Below are 17508 nucleotides of genomic sequence, written 5' to 3'. Positions count from 1 at the left end.
AGATTCATCGTGTATTAAACAAAAAAATCGCCGCACATTGTGGCGTTTTTTTTTATTATACAGGTTCAGTTTATAAGATAATTACGGTTTGCCTGTAATTCTATAATAGACTGCTGATAACATTAAATCATTTAATTTTCTAATACCTTTACTTCTGGCAACTGTCAGAAATCAATTCTAACATTTTCAGATAAAATTTGTTAATCATTCAAATCAAACTAAAATGACACAATGATTGAAAATAATAATGCGTTAGCTGGTAAATTACCGAAAACGCCATATCCGGAATTGAAGAAACTGCAACCTTTAGTAGGAACATGGAAAATTACGGGTGATGATTTAGAAGCAATATCAGATTATGAATGGATGGAAGGGGGATTCTTTTTAGTTCATCATTTTGACCTTACTCAAGGAAACGAACATCATAAGGGAGTAGAATATATTGGTTTCGATGAAAATACACAAACATTGCGTTCGCGGCTGATGGATATAGACGGAAGCAATTTCTCCTATACCTATGAAATAGAAGGTCATACAATGTGGTATTGGTTTGGCGATAGAGGTTCAGGCAATTATAGTAAATCAACCTTTAGTGAAGACTTTACCTCCTATGAAGGAAAGTGGCAATGGCCAACGCCTGATGGTTCTCTGGGTGGCTTTAGTTTTAAAGCAAAAAAAATCAACTAATTGTTTCTAAAATACTGTCTTATGATAAGACAGTGAACCTGTTTAAACTTTTCTTTTTTTAGAAGCCTATCCCGAAAATTTACTGTTTGAGCGTCAGCGAGTTTAAATTTCCTTGATTTTTTTGTTACTTTTTGTATCAAGACAAAAAGTAAGGCTAAGAACAAGCATCAATTGTATAGTTTTTATATAAGTTTAAACAGCCTCAGTATTTTAGAATATATTCTTCATATAATTATTCAACAAAAATAAATATTTTTGTTGCACTCCTGTTGCATGGGTTTCTTACATACATTTGTTGTATGAATCAGCTTGCCAACATATTTTTAAGCTTTTATCTACTCTTTTTAGTGTGTATGCCCTGCCATGACACAAATGAAACTGTAGAGGAAAAGATACAAACAATTGTTAGTAGCCAGACTGATTCACAGGCATGCCAGGGTACCGGGTCAGATTTCTGCTCTCCCCTTTGTAGTTGTGCCTGCTGTGGTACGCTTATGATTTCACCATATTCAACCCAAATTTCTGTTTTTCAGGCGGTTCAGGGCAAAGCAACTTTCCCAAGGGAGACCAAAGCTACTGCAAATTTCATTTCCTTACTATGGCAGCCGCCGCAATTAGTTTAATACGACTTAGTTAAATATCAACCTACTATAACAGGCTTGATAAACAGTGCTTATTTTTTGGTAAGCCTTAATCCTTATTGTATTAAATTAATTATCGCAAATGAACAGAATCATAATATTAACCATACTTCTTATTCGCTCACACTTATCTTTTGGTCAGAATCAACCAAATATTGTTATAAAAGATAGCAAAACGAAAGAACCTTTAATTGGAGCAACTGTCGCAATAAAAGGTTTAAAAATTGGCAGTACAGCTGATATTGAAGGGAAAGTTAACCTTAAAGCAGTACCTGAAGGCGAACAAATAGTTGTCATTTCATTTATAGGTTATAAAACCTCAGAACTAAAGATCACTTTTCCGTTAATATCTGACTTAGAAATACATTTGGAAAGCAATGAAGAGGAACTGGAAGAAGTTGTAGTTTCAACCACGCGTATCAGCAGGAATATTGAAAGCATTCCTACTCGCATTGAAGCCATTTCATTAGAAGAAATTGATGAGAAAGCCAATATGAGACCCAACAATGTATCAATGATTCTGCACGAAAGTACAGGAATACAAGTACAGCAGACAAGCTATACTTCAGCCAATCAAAGTATAAGAATACAGGGACTTGACGGCAAATATACCCAGATTCTTAAAGATGGTTTTCCGACTTTCGGAGGCTTTTCAAGCGGATTAAGTCTATTGGATATTCCACCTTTAGACCTTCGGCAGGTAGAAATAATTAAAGGTTCTGCCTCTACCTTGTACGGAGGTGGTGCAATTGCTGGAGTAGTAAATTTCATCTCAAAAGAACCTAAGGAAAAACGTGAGTTTTCAGCAATTATTAATCAGACAAGTACAGGCGGAGGAACAAATTTCAGTGCTTTTTCTGCCAAAAGAAATGATAAAGTTGGCTATTCCATCTTGGTTTCGGGTACTGTTCAGAAACTGTATGACGTTGACAAAGATGATTTTACTGAGATTCCCAAAAGCCAGGATTTGAATATTAACCCTCGCCTGTTTGTTTATTTCAATGATAAAACCAAATTGATATTCGGTAATTCGACTACCTTTCAGAATCGTTTCGGTGGTGATGTACTGGTGATTAATGGGAAAGCCGATAGTCAGCATACCTATTTTGAAAAGAATCAATCAGCTCGGAATATTTCTACACTGCAAATGAGCAGACAGATTTCAGAAAGCAAACAAGTAGTTTTAAAACAAAGTTTAAGCTTTTTCAACAGGCAGATTAAAATCCCTCATTACAGTTTCAGAGGCTTACAAACCAATGCTTATACCGATCTTTCGTACATCATGCAGCAAGCGAGACACGCTATTGTACTTGGTGGAAATCTGATTTTTGATAATTTCAAAGAAAAAGATAGCATGAAACCACGAACTGAAAGCAATTTTATCGCAGGAGCATATGCACAGGATAATTGGGACATAACGGATAAATTTCTTTTGGAAGGTGGATTCAGGCTTGATTATGCCAGACGGCATGGAATTTTTGCTTTGCCTCGTATTTCGGCATTATATAAAATTTCCGGGCATTGGAGCAGCCGTTTAAGTGGTGGATTAGGATATAAACTACCAACCATCTTTACAGAGGCTACAGAAACATTGGCTTTTCAGAATGTTTTAGCAATAGATAGTAAAGCCAATGCTGAAAAATCTTATGGTAGTACCATAGATTTTAATTACCAGAATGCAGTTGGAGAAAATTTTAGTTTCACGGCCAATCAATTGTTTTTTGTAACGCAAATAAACCAGCCTCTGGTACTAAGAACAAATACAGATAACGAGTTCTATTTTGAAAATGCTGCCAAACCAGTTTTATCAAAAGGATTTGAGACTAACCTCAGATTTACATTTGCCAATTGGGTAAAGTTTTTTGTAGGATATACTTTCACTGATGCAAAAGCTACATATAAAAGCACAAACCAAACAGTTACTTTGTTACCTAAAAATAAAGTTAATTTAGCACTGCTTGCTGAGAAACATCAGAATTTTAAAATTGGTTTAGAAGGATATTATTCCGACAGACAAGTACTTAATAATGGCCGTTTGACTCAACCCTATTGGGAATTTGGATTATTCTTAGAGAAAACCTTCGGTAAATTCAGCATATTTGCCAATGCCGAGAACTTTACAGATACACGGCAAAATCGTTTTGAAAAAGTAGTGTTTGATGCCCATAACTCCCCCAAGTTCAATGAGGTTTATACCCATACAGAGGGGCGCTCATTCAATGGAGGAATTAAGATAAAATTGTAATTGTTAATTAAACAAAGGTTTCTAAAATACAAGTATATGAAACACGAGCATGACAATAAACACCCGCATGTGCACCTTACGGGTATTAAAACAGACCCCGATCATGTGCATACATATGATGAGCAAGGAAGAATGACTTGTTGTTCTTTAGAAGAGAAGATTTATACCCAAGCCAATGCCAAAGAACTGTTAATTCCAGACCAAAATACAAAAGCGAAGCATACACAAGACCATAAACACAACCATGAGGATCATGAACACCATCATAATCATGAACCTGGTGGCAATGCAGGCTGGAAACAATACTTACCAGCCATTTTTAGCCTTGCGATGCTTTTAATTGGAATTGCTTTAGACAATTATTTCATTAATGGTTTTTTCAATAGTTATTTGCGGTTGGCCTGGTATCTGGCAGCTTATTATCCTGTTGGTTTTCCGGTAATAAAAGAGGCGTGGGAAGCTATTAAACGAAAAGAGTTTTTTACTGAATTTACCTTGATGGTTCTGGCTACTATTGGTGCCTTTGCCATTGGAGAGTATCCTGAAGGTGTAGCCGTTATGCTATTTTATGCCGTTGGTGAGTTGTTTCAGAGTGCTGCTGTCAACAGAGCCAAGAACAATATTAAAGCTTTATTAGATATTCGTCCTTCATCTGCGTATGTTCTGAGAAACAATATTTATCAGGAAGCAAAACCTGAAGAGGTGAAAATCGGAGAAACGATTCAGATAAAAGTCGGTGAAAAAATACCTCTTGATGGCGAAATGTTAAGCGAGAAGAGTAGTTTTAATACATCTGCCTTAACTGGCGAAAGTAGGCCTAAAACCATAGAAAAAGGCGAACAGGTACTTGCGGGAATGCTGAATTTAGAGAAAGTAATTGAATTAAAAGTAACAAAGATATTCGCAGATAGTTCTCTTGCACGTATTCTTGATATGGTACAGAATGCAACTGCCAGAAAAGCCAGAACCGAGTTACTTATACGCAAATTTGCAAGAATATATACACCCATTGTGTTTTTCTTGGCAGTAGCGGTAATTTTTGCTCCTGCACTTATCGTTGAGAATTACATTTTCAGTGAATGGTTGTACAGAGGGCTTATTTTCTTGGTTATATCTTGCCCCTGTGCTTTGGTTATCTCTATTCCTTTGGGCTACTTTGGGGGCATCGGGGCAGCATCACGTAATGGTATTTTGTTTAAAGGTTCTAATTACCTTGATCTGATGACCAAAGTAAATACAGTAGTTATGGACAAAACTGGAACCTTAACCAAAGGCGTGTTTAAAGTACAGGATATTGTTACGGACAAGTTTGACAAAAATGAATTCATTAAACTGGTTGCAGCCCTGGAAAGTAAATCTACTCACCCGATTGCTAAAGCCATTGCTGAATATCCTTCTGATAAAAATACCCTTTCAGTTGAAAAAATTGAAGAGATTTCCGGACATGGACTAAAAGGAATAGTGGATGGTGAGGAGGTATTGGCAGGTAATCTTAAATTATTGCAAAAATTTAAGATTGACTATGGTAAAGCCCTGGAAAATATTGTTGAGACGATTGTAGTAGTTGCCATTGGTGGAAAATATGCCGGCTATATCACAATTGCTGATGAAATAAAGGAAGATGCAGAAGAGGCTATCAGACAATTGCACCAGAATGGGGTACTTCAAACAGTTATGTTGAGTGGTGATAAAAATTCTATTACGCAAAAAGTAGCAAAAACCATCGGGATTGATACGGCTTTCGGAGATTTATTACCTGAGCATAAAGTTCAGAAATTGGAAGAGTTGCGAAAAGACCCCACTAAAATAACTGCTTTTGTAGGCGATGGTATTAACGATGCTCCTGTATTGGCTTTGAGCGATGTAGGTATTGCCATGGGTGCTATGGGTAGCGACGCAGCCATTGAAACTGCTGATGTAGTGATTCAGACAGACCAACCTTCAAAAATTGGCACAGCTATCAGAATTGGTAAAGCAACCAGAAATATAGTTATCCAGAATATCATATTAGCCTTCACTGTAAAGATAATAGTATTAATTTTAGGTGCTGGAGGCCTGGCTACTATGTGGGAGGCAGTTTTTGCCGATGTAGGAGTGGCATTATTAGCAATACTAAACGCTATCAGAATCCAAAAAATGACCTTCTGATAACCACTGAAGTCATAAATTTATAGAAGTAGTTCAAAATTGAACTACTTCTTTTTTTATCGTATTGACAATTAAATTAAAAACTGATATAAATTGTACTCCATACTCTACTAAGATTTTATATAAAATTGTACATTTAAACCCTCTTATTGCACTCAACCTATAAAACTTAAAAATTATGCAGGAGACCCTATCCAGACAAAAGTTTCTGCAATATTCAGCCTCGGCAGCAGCTACCCTTCTACTCTCTTCATTAGAAAGTTTTGCCTCTGAGAAACCTGATAAAAAGCTGCGGGTGGCAGTAATTGGTTGCGGTAGTGTAAGCAATCGTTATTTGCCGCAATTGTTATCTTCACCTTTAATAGAAGTTGTCAGTCTATGTGACATAAAATCTGAAAGAGCCATTGAGCAGAACGAACAATATAAAGTTAACGCAAAGACTTATGGCAATATAGACCAGATGTTGGCAGGAGTGCCATTTGATATGATGGTGACTCTCACTGATATGCAGGTGCACGGCGAATTGAATAAAAAAGCCTTACTGGCAGGCAAACATGTATGGAGTGAAAAACCAATGGCCAATACTTATGCAGAAGGTAAAGCCTTGCTTGAAATAGCCAAACGTAAAAAATTACGAATCTGGGGAGCTCCAGCCGTTGTAAATAGTCCTCAGTTCGCTTTTATGAGTAAAACAATTCAGGAAGGAAAACTGGGTCGGATTGCTTCAGCACACGGACAATACGGCCATACAGGGCCAACCTGGAGTGCCTTCTTTTATGAAAAAGGCGGCGGCAGCATGCCCGATTTGGGTGTGTATAATATGGCAACCCTCACTGGTCTATTGGGTCCAGCAAAAAGTGTAATGGCGATGACAAGCATCGTAACCCCCGAAAGAACGGTTGATGATAAAGGAAAAATAAAAGTTGAAGCCGAAGACAATGCTCATATATTGCTGGAACATGATAAAGGTACTATCTCTCATATCATGTGCGGTTTTAATTATTTCGACCCTCATGGACACGAGGCAGGTGCCCAAAGCTTACATTCAATTCAGATATTCGGCGACTACGGCAATATGCGTTTGATTGGCTACGACTGGGAAACCAATGGAGTAATATTAGATACCTCATGGACTGAACCTCCTGTATTAACATCAACCGATAAAGGGGGCTACGAATGGCAGGAAGGTGCAAGGGTGGTTGGTGAAAGTCTGATGAAAGGCATTGAACCCCGGATTAATGTGGAACATGCGTTGCATGTATTAGAGATTATAGAAGCAGCACGGAAATCTTCTGCAATCGGAATGAAAGTCAAATTAACCAGTACCTTTAAATGGCCGATGGTTTAGAGATTTATATCTTGAATTTTGATATAGCTGATTAAAAGATTTTACTGCTTTAATGATTAGTTTGATCTTACTGAGAACATTAATTATGAAATTTGTTTTCTCTTAACAGCGTTGAATTAATAATCACCGAACTCTGGTCAATCAGTTAAATCTTTATTCAGACAGAATCGCTCATCACTCAATATTTCATTGCTTATTTAGTTAATTATGAGAAAGTAAATTACTTTTGGATAAAAATGTTGCCTGCTTATGAAACACATACTTTTGTTTATATTTTCATTTTTTACTGTTACAGCTTTTGCACAAAGTTTATCTGAAGATCAGGTTAAACAATATCTTGATGCATTACAAAAGGAAGATATTATTTCAGAGTTTGGCAAGGATGGATTCCTGAAAGCAATCTCAAAAGATAATCCTGCTATTAAACAACGTCTTTCAGGAATCCCCTTTGCAGGGTTAAACAAACTACCTGACTCATTGTTCCGGTCAAGAGCAGCTGTTTTAGGATTTGTAGGTATTTTTGAACTTATCCGCAATGTTGGATCCGCAGCTGACGACTTGATACAACTTCGTGAAATGTCAGAGAAAATATTAGGTGAAACCATGTTTTTTAAACCTGATATTGAAGGTGAAGTAAATGCAAAGAATCCCCTTTCATTTTTAGGATTAGAGCAGAACCTGAAAACATCAAAAGAAAAATATCAACTTCTTGCCAATAAACTACGAGCCATTAAATTAATTGATACAAGAGTTTATAACGAATTACTTAAATGGCTTGAAAAAGACCGGATAAAGCTCATAAACGATTTTGGCTTCTTCATCTACGCCGCCAGGCAAACCTGGTTCTATGACAATTACACTTCGCAGAAAACAATTCAATTCAAATTTATTGATAGTTTACAAGCGGTTAAGATGCTATCAGAAGAAAAGGCTGGAATACTTAAACAATCCTATAAACCTTATGAATTAAAAAGTAAGGTAGATATACTTTCACTCTGTAACAATGTTGTTGTTATTCCTGAAGAACAAGGAAATTTCACAAGAGAAGAAATTTATCAGAATCTGTTTAATGAAGTTAAAAAGAAATTACTACCTGAGTTTGGGTTTACTGATTTCTCAGTCAAAGAAATAGCAAAAAGCAATAATGGTCGGTCATTTGATAGTCCTATGGGTTTACCTTTCAAAAACCCGATAAATAAAGACAAAAAATCCTATCGTTTGCAGTACGTCATTAATGGTCTTGATTATGCACAAAAGGCAGACACAGATTTTTCATGGTTAAAAACCCTTCAGAAAAGCATTCCACCTGATGTACATATTGATACAAATATTATCAAATCGTACGCGGTAGTTCTTTCCCCATTAATCGGGATCAATATAAGGGATTTTCAGTCAATCAACGATTACCTTACCGATAAAAAGTCAGATAAACGACTAATAGTAGTTGCCAATGAGATAAATCCTCTGCTACCTGTTCGAGACGCCAGAAAAGCATTGATATTGGTCGATAGTACTCAAAGTTTACTTTTCAAATCAAAAATGCAGGATAATGCGTTCTTAGCAAGTCTGTTAGGCGCAGAAAAATGTGATTTCTCCGATAGATTCAGCAGAGAAAAACTTACAACGATTTTAAATGATTTTCAGGAAAATGACATCTTACCTGTTGATAAAAAAGAGTCTGTTGATAAAGCAATTGTCGATTTCAGATTTGAGTTCCAGAATAGAAATAATGTTAAAAGAAGTCTTTTGTTGAGTTTCCCGTCTATTATTGCTAAAATAAATTTTAGTCCAGATACAGAGGTAGAAAAGATAAATTCTTTTAAAGCATTTATCGCAGAACTCTCTCGTATTTCGCATGAGCAATTCAAACCCGAAAAAATTTCTGATAACTTCGATAGCGAAATAATAAAAAGTATTGATAAAGACAGAAATCTGATAATGAGTTTCAGGTTTAAAGATAAGAAGTATGAGTATAAACAAGAGATACCAAAGGGAAATCGGGAAGCATTTATTGGTCGTCCGGGTGCTGAAAGTTACCTGAATGTAGATGCTGTAAGCCTCAACGAATATCAATTAATTGAATTAGTTAATGCGTCATTAGAAGAAAATAAGATTGATGGTACTTTCTACAAAATTAATGGAAACATAGGCACTTTTTCGCTCAATAATCAAAGCAATTATATATTCCTCTCCAGGAAGCAATATGAGTACATTGATAAAAACCACAACGAGATATTCAATGATCCTCTCACTGAAAACGCCTACCACTCTTATCAATCCCAGATTGAGGCATTCAGTACAGAAGATTTCGCCAATGCCTTGCAAAGAGAAAATATGCTGACAGAGGAGGCCCGGAAATCGCTTGATCTGAAGAAAAGCAAAGAACCGTCTGATGTTTTGAAGGCAAGTTCGCAGGCAGTCCTGATTGATATGAATGAACTGGCTGATAAAAATCCTACAGAATTATATACTTATGTTCTCAACAAGTTTGGCGCAGAATTATTACCCGATACCAAATTCAGCGAAATCAGCTATAAGGTAGGTAAAGCCCCTTCAGATTCCGAAGATTATACCGAGTATCTGGTATCTTTAAAAATTAACGGCAAGCCTTATGAGCAAACCTTGTATGCGTCATTATCAAAATTAGTTCAGAATGCGCTTGATTCTCTCAAAAAAGAAAAATCTCAATACTTTCCCGGTATTGGTGAAAATCAGTTTAAAATTATTAACGATTACTTAACTGATATCAATTCTCCACATCGACTGGTCATTGTTTGTGATTATAGAAGCCCGATACTCTCATTTGTTTTATTTGATAGCACCCAGGCCTATCTGGTGTCAGAAACGCTTCCTAACAACTACGTTGACTTTAGTATGTATAATCGCGAGTTCAGTAGTGATAGTCTTCAGAACACCCTTTTTGAATTAGGTAGGATTGGTTTAATTGAGCCAATGAACGAAGCGAAAAAAGAAGATTTCATTCTTAAATTCCGTCGATTTCAGGGTTCAGGAAAATCACTATTAGAGGCCTTGCCTAAAGTAATTGTAAAAAGCAATATGTGGGAATTAGACAATTATAAAGATGTCTATAAATCATTAGTCGACTCCCTTAAGACCATTTCAAAGGGGCATTTTAATCCAATGAAAGTTGAAGACAATTTTCAGAAAATGCTAAAAAAGGGAGACAACAAAGACAGAACATTCAAATATAGTTTTGAATTGAATAATAAAAAATATAGTGAAAGTCAGTTTATCAAAGGAGTACCTAAAACAAAAAATAAAGAACTTGATTCTGACTATGACTATTTTGAGTTTGATACAGCCAGGTTAATTGAATTAGTCAATAAAGCACTGACTGAACATAACTCCGATTATGTTTTTTATGAATTATCCGGTAATAATGATGATGAGCTATCTGGTCCTGAATTCATCTTTCTATCTGCCAGACAATACCGTTGGATAAAAGCCAAATATCCAGATATTTTTGATAATTATGAAGATACCCGCATGTATGATTCTGATAAAATCCATGATGAAAACAAGAATTAGCCTTTTGTAATATTCAATCTATACCTAACACTTAACTTAAAACCTATGAAAAAAAGTATCTACGCAGCATTGTTGTCGCTGGGTATTTTCCTGATTGCTACAGCTTTGCAAAAAGGCGATCAGTTCGCTAACGAAGATTATACTGAATGGAACGAATACTTAGGCGGGCCAGATAGAAATCATTACACCACTTTAGATCAGATTAAGCCAGAAAATGTTCACAACCTGAAAGTAGCCTGGACTTACTCCACACCAGACTCCGGTCAAATGCAGGTAAACCCAATAATTGTTGATGGGGTACTGTATGGAGTTACTGCCTCAGTACAGGCGTTTGCTTTAGATGCAGCAACCGGCAAAGAAATTTGGCGATTCGGAGATAAATTGAAAAGTTTTGCCAGTACCAGCCGTGGAGTTGCTTATTGGAGCGATGGGAATGATAAAAGAATCCTGCATACCATTGGTGAATATCTCTATGCCATTGATGCGACTACAGGTAAATCAATTACTACTTTCGGAGATAATGGCAGAGTAGATTTACACACAGGACTTCCCGAAATTGCCCAAAAGAAATTTATTATTTCTAATACGCCGGGCACCATTTTCGAAGATTTGATAGTAATGCCTGTGCGGCTCTCAGAGGGTGCCGATGCAGCTCCGGGTGACATCAGGGCATTTAATATAAAGACAGGAAAATTAGCGTGGACTTTCCATACTATACCGTACCCAAGCGAACCTGGTTATTCAACCTGGCCCACCCAGGCATACAAGAATACTGAAGTAGGTGCAGCAAACAATTGGGCAGGAATGTCTGTCGACAGAAAACGCGGCATTATCTATGTTCCGACAGGCTCAGCAGGTTATGATTTTTATGGTGGAAAAAGAACTGGAAAAAACTTATATGCCAATTGCCTTTTAGCCTTAGATGCCAGAACAGGTAAACTGCTATGGCATTTCCAGACTACCCACCATGACATCTGGGACCGAGACTTACCCGCACCTCCAAACCTTATTACTGTAAAACATAATGGCCGGATGATTGATGCTGTAGCCCAAACAAGTAAGCAAGGATATGTGTATTTATTTGATAGGGTAACCGGAAAACCATTATTTCCTATTCAGGAAATTCCTGCTCCTAAATCAGATTTACCAGGAGAGGTTGCCTGGCCTACGCAACCTATTCCGACTAAACCTGCCCCATTTGCACGTCAGGCGCATACATTAACAGAAAATGACATTAGTCCGTATGCCCAAGACCGCGATTCATTAATAGCTAAGTTCAAAACCTATCGGCGAGACAGATTTGCGGCTCCAAGCAAAGAAGGTACCGTTATTCTACCTGGTTTTGATGGAGGGGCTGAATGGGGAGGGGCAGCAGCAGACCCAAAGGAAGGCATCCTATATGTAAATAGTAATGAAATGGCCTGGATACTAACCATGAAAGACACCCCTAAAAGAGACGCTTTGGCAGGTTTAAGCACTGGAGAGCGTATTTATGCTACTTCTTGCACCAATTGTCATGGAGCCAACCGAAAAGGAAATACCAGAAGTGGGTATCCATCTTTAGTTGAAATTGAAAAACGCCGTGATAGAGCTTTTGTTGTACAAATTATTAGCAATGGGAAAGGCATGATGCCAGGTTTTACAACACTAAGTGCGTCAGAAAAACAGGCGGTTGTATCTTTTTTATTCGGTGAAGAGAAGAAAGAAGTTAGTTCTTCTGGCAATACTGGCTTTAAAAATCCCTATCTGCCATATGTAAGTACAGGTTATAATAAATTCCTCGACAGTAAGGGATTCCCTGCTATTTCTCCACCTTGGGGAACTTTAAATGCCATTGATCTGAACACAGGTGAGTATCTCTGGAAAATACCGTTTGGAGAATATGAATCCCTAAAACAAAAGGGTATCCCAACTACCGGTTCTGAAAACTATGGTGGACCTGTCGTAACCGCCAATGGTTTATTGTTTATTGCAGCCACAAAAGATGAGAAATTCAGAGTATTCAATAAGAAAACAGGAACTCTGATCTGGGAAACCCGGCTTCCGGCGGCAGCTTTTGCTACTCCGTCAACCTATCAGGTTAATGGCAAACAATATATAGTATTAGCTTGTGGAGGAACTAAATTAGGCGCAAAAAAAGGTAATCAATATGTTGCATTTGCGCTACCTTAAAAAACAGCGAGAGCCTTTCTGTTAGTAAGAGGCTCTCCCATTTTCAGGATATAGTTTTATTTTTCTGATTCTGAGCTTGCTTTTATTGCGTTTGTACTGGTGGCAAGGGTGTTTTTTATTTCTTTTACTTCTGCAATCAGACTTTGGTTTTCTTTCATCAATTTTTCAATCATGGCTTGTTGCTCTTGTAAAGCTTTAATCATGGGTGCCATCAGGTCATTATATCTAATGGAATAATACCCATTTTCATCTTTTTTTAGCAAGCCCATATTTTCTTCTTTGAAGTCAGCTAAGGTCTTCTCCAAATCCTGAGCAATTAAACCCATTTCAGTTGTTTTATACTTATCATTTTTACGCACGTACTGAACCGGCTTCAGCGATTTAATAAAGTCAATTCCTAAAGGCAGAGGCTGAATCTGCTCCTTCCATCTTTTATCAGAAGTAACATCCCATGCTACTTGTATTCCGGCATAGGTAATTGAAGTATTTCCTAAACGTATCTGATTACTCAATGAAGCATTAGGTACATTCGCTCCTACACCAATGGTAATATTATTAGACCCTGTTGATACATTTCCTCCACCAATCAATACATTATTTTCACCTGATGTAAGATTTTGTCCCGAACTGTTACCGATAGCGATATTATAGTTCCCGGTTGTGATATTATTACCTGCATAACTACCTAATGCTGTATTTGAATTACCACTCGTAAGGTTTTGTAAGGCTGTATATCCGATTCCTGTATTAGCAGATCCCTGAGTCAGAAACAAAAGTGTTTGTGACCCAACAGCAACATTAAATATACCATAATTTGTAGCAGCACTATTTGCACCTCTCAACGCCTGATAACCAAGCGCTGTATTATGCCCTTCATTTGCAATTGCACTGCTATACGCGTAGGCCATAGCTCCTGAGCCAACTGCAGTATTATAACTTTGTGCTTTGCCAGAATACATAGCGTTTGCACCAATCGCTACATTACTCTGACCAATCGTATTATTATACATGGCTTGGTATCCATCAGCTACGTTGTTGCTTCCTGAAGTATTATAGTACATGGCATAAGCCCCTGAAGCAACATTTGCCGCCCCTCCTAAAGTAAAATATAGAGCCCTGTTTCCGACAGCTGTATTATAATAGCTACCTGTACTACTATATAAGCTTCTATTACCAATGGCAGTATTATAATTCCCCCCATTATTCTGATACAAAGCATAGGCTCCTACCCCTACATTTTCAATTCCATTGGTATTAGCGTACATCACATATCTTCCTACACCAACATTATCTGCACCTGTTGTGGCCGAATACAATGAATACTCTCCAACACCAACTGCTCCGTTAGCTGTTGTTACATTAAATAAACTATTGTAGCCTAATCCTGTATTTCCCAGTCCGGTTGTATTATTTGTAATGGCCTGGCTACCCAAAGCCGTATTCCGGCTACCAGAAGTATTAGCAAACAGAGCAGACAGACCAATAGCAACATTCTGGCTGCCGATGGTAGATTTCAAGGATTGAGGGCCTAAAGAAACGTTTGTATCATTATTGCCCGGGTTTCCGTTTTTGCCTCTTACTCCTTTGGGGGTAATGGTTACAGAACCATCGGTTGCTTCCTGAACATAGACCTGAGCATTCACTTTAAAACAAGTCAGAAAACAAAAAAGCGCGAAGAAAGATAGAAGATTTTTCATACAATTGCTGTTTTTAGAATTGACGGATTTATTGTAGACTAAAATTACCGATCAAATCAGCATACACAACAAAAAATGAATGAAAACTGAACAATTTTTTACTTAATGGTAAAACAAACGCAATGCAAACATACTACTCATTAAATGTATCCGACATTCGGAAGATCATCTTTTTAAAGATTTTCAAACAATAAACCCCATTCACAATTATTCTGCTGTCCATGTTTTTAGTGGGATTTTCTTATATGCTTTACAATTTTCTCTGAACTCAGATTAATATCTCTTAAAATGCCTGTAAGTGGCAGGTTAAACCCTATAAAATAAAGACCTTTATAGAGGTCATCATCAAACCACATGGCTTTAGGATAGCCTCTTTCGTTGAGTAATGGTGAAACATTATTAATAAACTCTTCTAAACGAGCATGATACCCTGTGGCCATAATTATGGTATCAACAGAGAGTTTCTCTCCATTGACAAATATAGCCGCATGGTCTGTCAATTGCTCAATATCCGGCATTATTCTGATATTTCCTGCCTTGATTTGCGCCAGTGTGCCTACATCAATTACGGCAACTTTGCCAAGTGTACGTAATTGTTCTGATGGAGCTAAAGGTGAGATAGGAATATTTGTTCCTCTTACAGCTTTTAATAACAGTTTCTTAAATAGTCTTGCAATAAAATCATACACTTTATTGCCAAAGCGAATAAAAAATATAGCCAGACTTTGCGTTGAGTGTCCTTTAAATTCTCTTTTAACGATATTTACTGGGTTTCGGATCGAAACAAACGAATTTGCACCATACTCATACAAGTCGAGAGCAATCTCTGCACCTGAGTTGCCATAGCCAACTACCAGTACATTTTTATCTTTATATGGTTTTCCATTCTTATATTTTTCAGAATGGACTATTCCTCCATTAAAACTTTCCTGCCCTTTAATCACAGGTATTTTAGGTATCCGATTATATCCTGTGGCTATTATAACGTTTTTTGCTTCATAAATTTTATCTTGTGTTTGCACAATCCAAACAACTCCGTCTTTTTTAACTGAAACAACTTTCTGATTAAAAACAGGCTTTATATCGAACTCCTGCACATATTTGTCAAGATATGCAATATATTGGTGTTTAGAAATAAATGTCGGATAGTCTTTAGGAAATGGCAAATAAGGCAATTCAGAATATTTTTTATCTGTGTGCAAATGCAATCTATCGTAATGGTTTCTCCAGGCAATTCCAACATTGTCTGATTTTTCTAATACCTCAAAAGGTATTCCTGATTTTCTGAGTCTACCGGCAATAGAAAGACCAGATGGGCCTGCCCCAATAATTAGATTCTCAATATTTACCATGAATTATCAGATGATTAGGATAAAAAATAAAATCATAGACGATATTCAAATCCCGCATAGCATTAATTAACGACAATTTCTTAAAATGCCTTAAGTCCTCAACCTGAATGGGAGCCTCTTTTAAAATTTTATTATCTAACAAATATTGTCTCTTAGTTCCATTAAGTAGTGGAGTATCAGGCGTGAGCCAATTATTCCCATCAAATAAAGCAATATTAGAAAATGAAGAATCCGTTAAATATCCATTATGTGTGATAATTACCTCGTTGGCATGAGGATGTTCTGCAAGAGCAAGATGAAACTGTCTTCTATCTTCAAATTTATAAGGATAAACAATGCTTGTATCCTCTACAATCTCGATAATTTCAGGATGATTAAATCGATACTCATAAAACTCGATTTTTTCTATATCAGTTGTATATCTTACCCTGCATCTGTACAAACCCTCATCTATCCAGTCTGGAATTTGAATTAGCCTTTCCAAAGATATCGTTTTATCAATAGCTAACAAATCTTTTCGACTTTGCTCCATCCGCCGGTTATGATAGGCAAGATTGTGCAGTTTTCTGTTTTGCAACAGTATGGTCTCGAACAATAGGGACATATATTTTCTGAATCATTTCCTTATACTCTTTTTCGGCAATACTATGCGAAGTTATTCCTCCGCCACTCTTAAAACTTAAATCACCACCCGCTTTCTGTTCTATAAAACGAATCATCACTCCGGTATCTAAAGTTTTACCATCAAATACACCAAATATACCCGTATAAAAATCTCTTTTGCCTATTTTTATACTATCCGCTAAATAAGTTTCCTTTTCTGCGCTATAAATAATTTCAATTGTTTTATTCTTCGGTGCGCCTGAAATTGAACCTGCCGGAAGCATCCCGAAAATGATTTCACCTAAGTGCTGCCGCCAGTCACTTCTCAATAATCCACTTACCTGAGAACTCAATTGTAATAACTGGTTTCCATCATGAGTTTCTATTTTATCAATATATCTGAATTTTTCGACCCATACTTTTTCCGCTACACTACTCAAATCATTACGAATCAAATCTACAATAGTGGTGTGCTCATAAAACTCTTTCCGGTCGTTCAGCAGAGTGGTTTCGGCATTAGGTATTGAGGCATCAATTGTACCTTTCATTGGGAACGATGAAATTTTGCCTGTTTCATCAATCTGCACAAAAATCTCTGGCGAAAAACAGACAAAATGGTCTTTCCACCAGAGTTTGTATTTTGCCTGACTTCGCTTGAAAACTTCCGGCAAACTAATATTCAAACTGATAGGCGTTTCGCAGGTTAAGTTAGTCAAAAAACTATTTCCCTGAAAAATATTCTTCTGCACATAATCAAACCCTTTTTTGTATTGCAAAAAATCTATTGGGTATTTTTCCAGTTTTACCTCTTCCTTCCCCTCAAAATCATCTGTTTCAACAATTACATTTGTCTTCCCGTTTACCCAAAATTTAAGCTCTTTACTATTGATTCTGTCAAGCGGTTCTACCACACAATTTTCACCTTGAAAGTCAATTATAAATAGAAATGGGGTACTTTTAGTAGAAAAATTGTTAAATTTTGAGATTGCACTCTGTCTATTGATTTTCACTTTTAAAAGCGTTTTTATAACATTTAGACGATTCTGACTGCAAAAGTATTAATAGT

General features: G+C 36.8%; 11 protein-coding genes. 7 read left to right on the top strand and 4 right to left on the bottom strand.

The features are described 5' to 3' along the window. The first annotated feature begins 231 nt into the window (after positions 1-231). The 7 genes from H1R81_RS06125 (at position 232) to H1R81_RS06100 (ending at position 12790) form a co-directional block, all read left to right on the top strand. Positions 232-687 carry a hypothetical protein gene (locus H1R81_RS06125; RefSeq protein ID WP_181839775.1) on the top strand — a complete coding sequence of 152 codons (456 nt, stop codon included), beginning with the start codon at positions 232-234 and terminating at the stop codon, positions 685-687. A 299-nt stretch (positions 688-986) separates the two neighbouring features. After that, a complete protein-coding gene (locus H1R81_RS27760) occupies positions 987-1310 on the top strand; it encodes a DUF6660 family protein (RefSeq protein ID WP_409013539.1) in 324 nt (107 codons plus the stop codon). 100 nt (positions 1311-1410) lie between these two features. Further along, on the top strand, positions 1411-3573 hold the full coding sequence (locus tag H1R81_RS06120; RefSeq protein ID WP_181839774.1) for a TonB-dependent receptor: 2163 nt from the start codon (positions 1411-1413) through the stop codon (positions 3571-3573). A gap of 36 nt (positions 3574-3609) precedes the next feature. Further along, on the top strand, positions 3610-5721 hold the full coding sequence (locus H1R81_RS06115) for a heavy metal translocating P-type ATPase (protein ID WP_229251055.1): 2112 nt from the start codon (positions 3610-3612) through the stop codon (positions 5719-5721). 178 nt (positions 5722-5899) lie between these two features. Then, positions 5900-7069: a Gfo/Idh/MocA family protein gene (locus H1R81_RS06110; RefSeq protein WP_181839773.1), complete on the top strand. Its 1170-nt coding sequence runs from the start codon at positions 5900-5902 to the stop codon at positions 7067-7069. A 249-nt stretch (positions 7070-7318) separates the two neighbouring features. Beyond that, on the top strand, positions 7319-10618 hold the full coding sequence (locus tag H1R81_RS06105; protein ID WP_181839772.1) for a hypothetical protein: 3300 nt from the start codon (positions 7319-7321) through the stop codon (positions 10616-10618). Positions 10619-10663: 45 nt separating this feature from the next. Next, positions 10664-12790, top strand: a complete 2127-nt coding sequence (locus H1R81_RS06100; RefSeq protein ID WP_181839771.1) for a PQQ-binding-like beta-propeller repeat protein — start codon at positions 10664-10666, stop codon at positions 12788-12790. Positions 12791-12846: 56 nt separating this feature from the next. On the opposite strand, the gene H1R81_RS06095 is transcribed toward H1R81_RS06100, so the two are convergent. The 4 genes from H1R81_RS06095 to H1R81_RS06080 form a co-directional block, all read right to left on the bottom strand. Further along, on the bottom strand, positions 12847-14487 hold the full coding sequence (locus H1R81_RS06095) for a tail fiber domain-containing protein (protein WP_181839770.1): 1641 nt from the start codon (positions 14485-14487) through the stop codon (positions 12847-12849). 227 nt (positions 14488-14714) lie between these two features. After that, a complete protein-coding gene (locus H1R81_RS06090; RefSeq protein ID WP_181839769.1) occupies positions 14715-15839 on the bottom strand; it encodes an NAD(P)/FAD-dependent oxidoreductase in 1125 nt (374 codons plus the stop codon). Continuing rightward, positions 15826-16323, bottom strand: coding sequence for an aminotransferase class IV (locus tag H1R81_RS06085; RefSeq protein WP_181839768.1), 498 nt, complete (start codon positions 16321-16323; stop codon positions 15826-15828). The genes H1R81_RS06090 and H1R81_RS06085 overlap by 14 nt, the downstream gene beginning before the upstream one ends. A gap of 55 nt (positions 16324-16378) precedes the next feature. Next, positions 16379-17452, bottom strand: a complete 1074-nt coding sequence (locus H1R81_RS06080) for an aminodeoxychorismate synthase component I (RefSeq protein ID WP_181839767.1) — start codon at positions 17450-17452, stop codon at positions 16379-16381. Between the last annotated feature and the right edge of the window lie 56 nt (positions 17453-17508).

The organism is Emticicia sp. BO119 (assembly GCF_013912375.1).
Classification (GTDB): Bacteria; Bacteroidota; Bacteroidia; order Cytophagales; family Spirosomataceae; genus Emticicia.
Note: the sequence above shows the minus strand (reverse complement) of the source record. Positions and strands in the feature narration are given on the sequence as shown.

Excerpts from the sequence above, each read along its gene's own strand:
- H1R81_RS06115 (WP_229251055.1), top strand. The coding sequence starts at position 3,610 with ATGAAACACGAGCATGACAATAAACACCCGCATGTGCACCTTACGGGT.
- H1R81_RS06095 (WP_181839770.1), bottom strand. The coding sequence starts at position 14,487 with ATGAAAAATCTTCTATCTTTCTTCGCGCTTTTTTGTTTTCTGACTTGT.
- H1R81_RS06110 (WP_181839773.1), top strand. The coding sequence starts at position 5,900 with ATGCAGGAGACCCTATCCAGACAAAAGTTTCTGCAATATTCAGCCTCG.
- H1R81_RS06100 (WP_181839771.1), top strand. The coding sequence starts at position 10,664 with ATGAAAAAAAGTATCTACGCAGCATTGTTGTCGCTGGGTATTTTCCTG.
- H1R81_RS27760 (WP_409013539.1), top strand. The coding sequence starts at position 987 with ATGAATCAGCTTGCCAACATATTTTTAAGCTTTTATCTACTCTTTTTA.
- H1R81_RS06105 (WP_181839772.1), top strand. The coding sequence starts at position 7,319 with ATGAAACACATACTTTTGTTTATATTTTCATTTTTTACTGTTACAGCT.
- H1R81_RS06120 (WP_181839774.1), top strand. The coding sequence starts at position 1,411 with ATGAACAGAATCATAATATTAACCATACTTCTTATTCGCTCACACTTA.
- H1R81_RS06090 (WP_181839769.1), bottom strand. The coding sequence starts at position 15,839 with ATGGTAAATATTGAGAATCTAATTATTGGGGCAGGCCCATCTGGTCTT.
- H1R81_RS06125 (WP_181839775.1), top strand. The coding sequence starts at position 232 with ATGATTGAAAATAATAATGCGTTAGCTGGTAAATTACCGAAAACGCCA.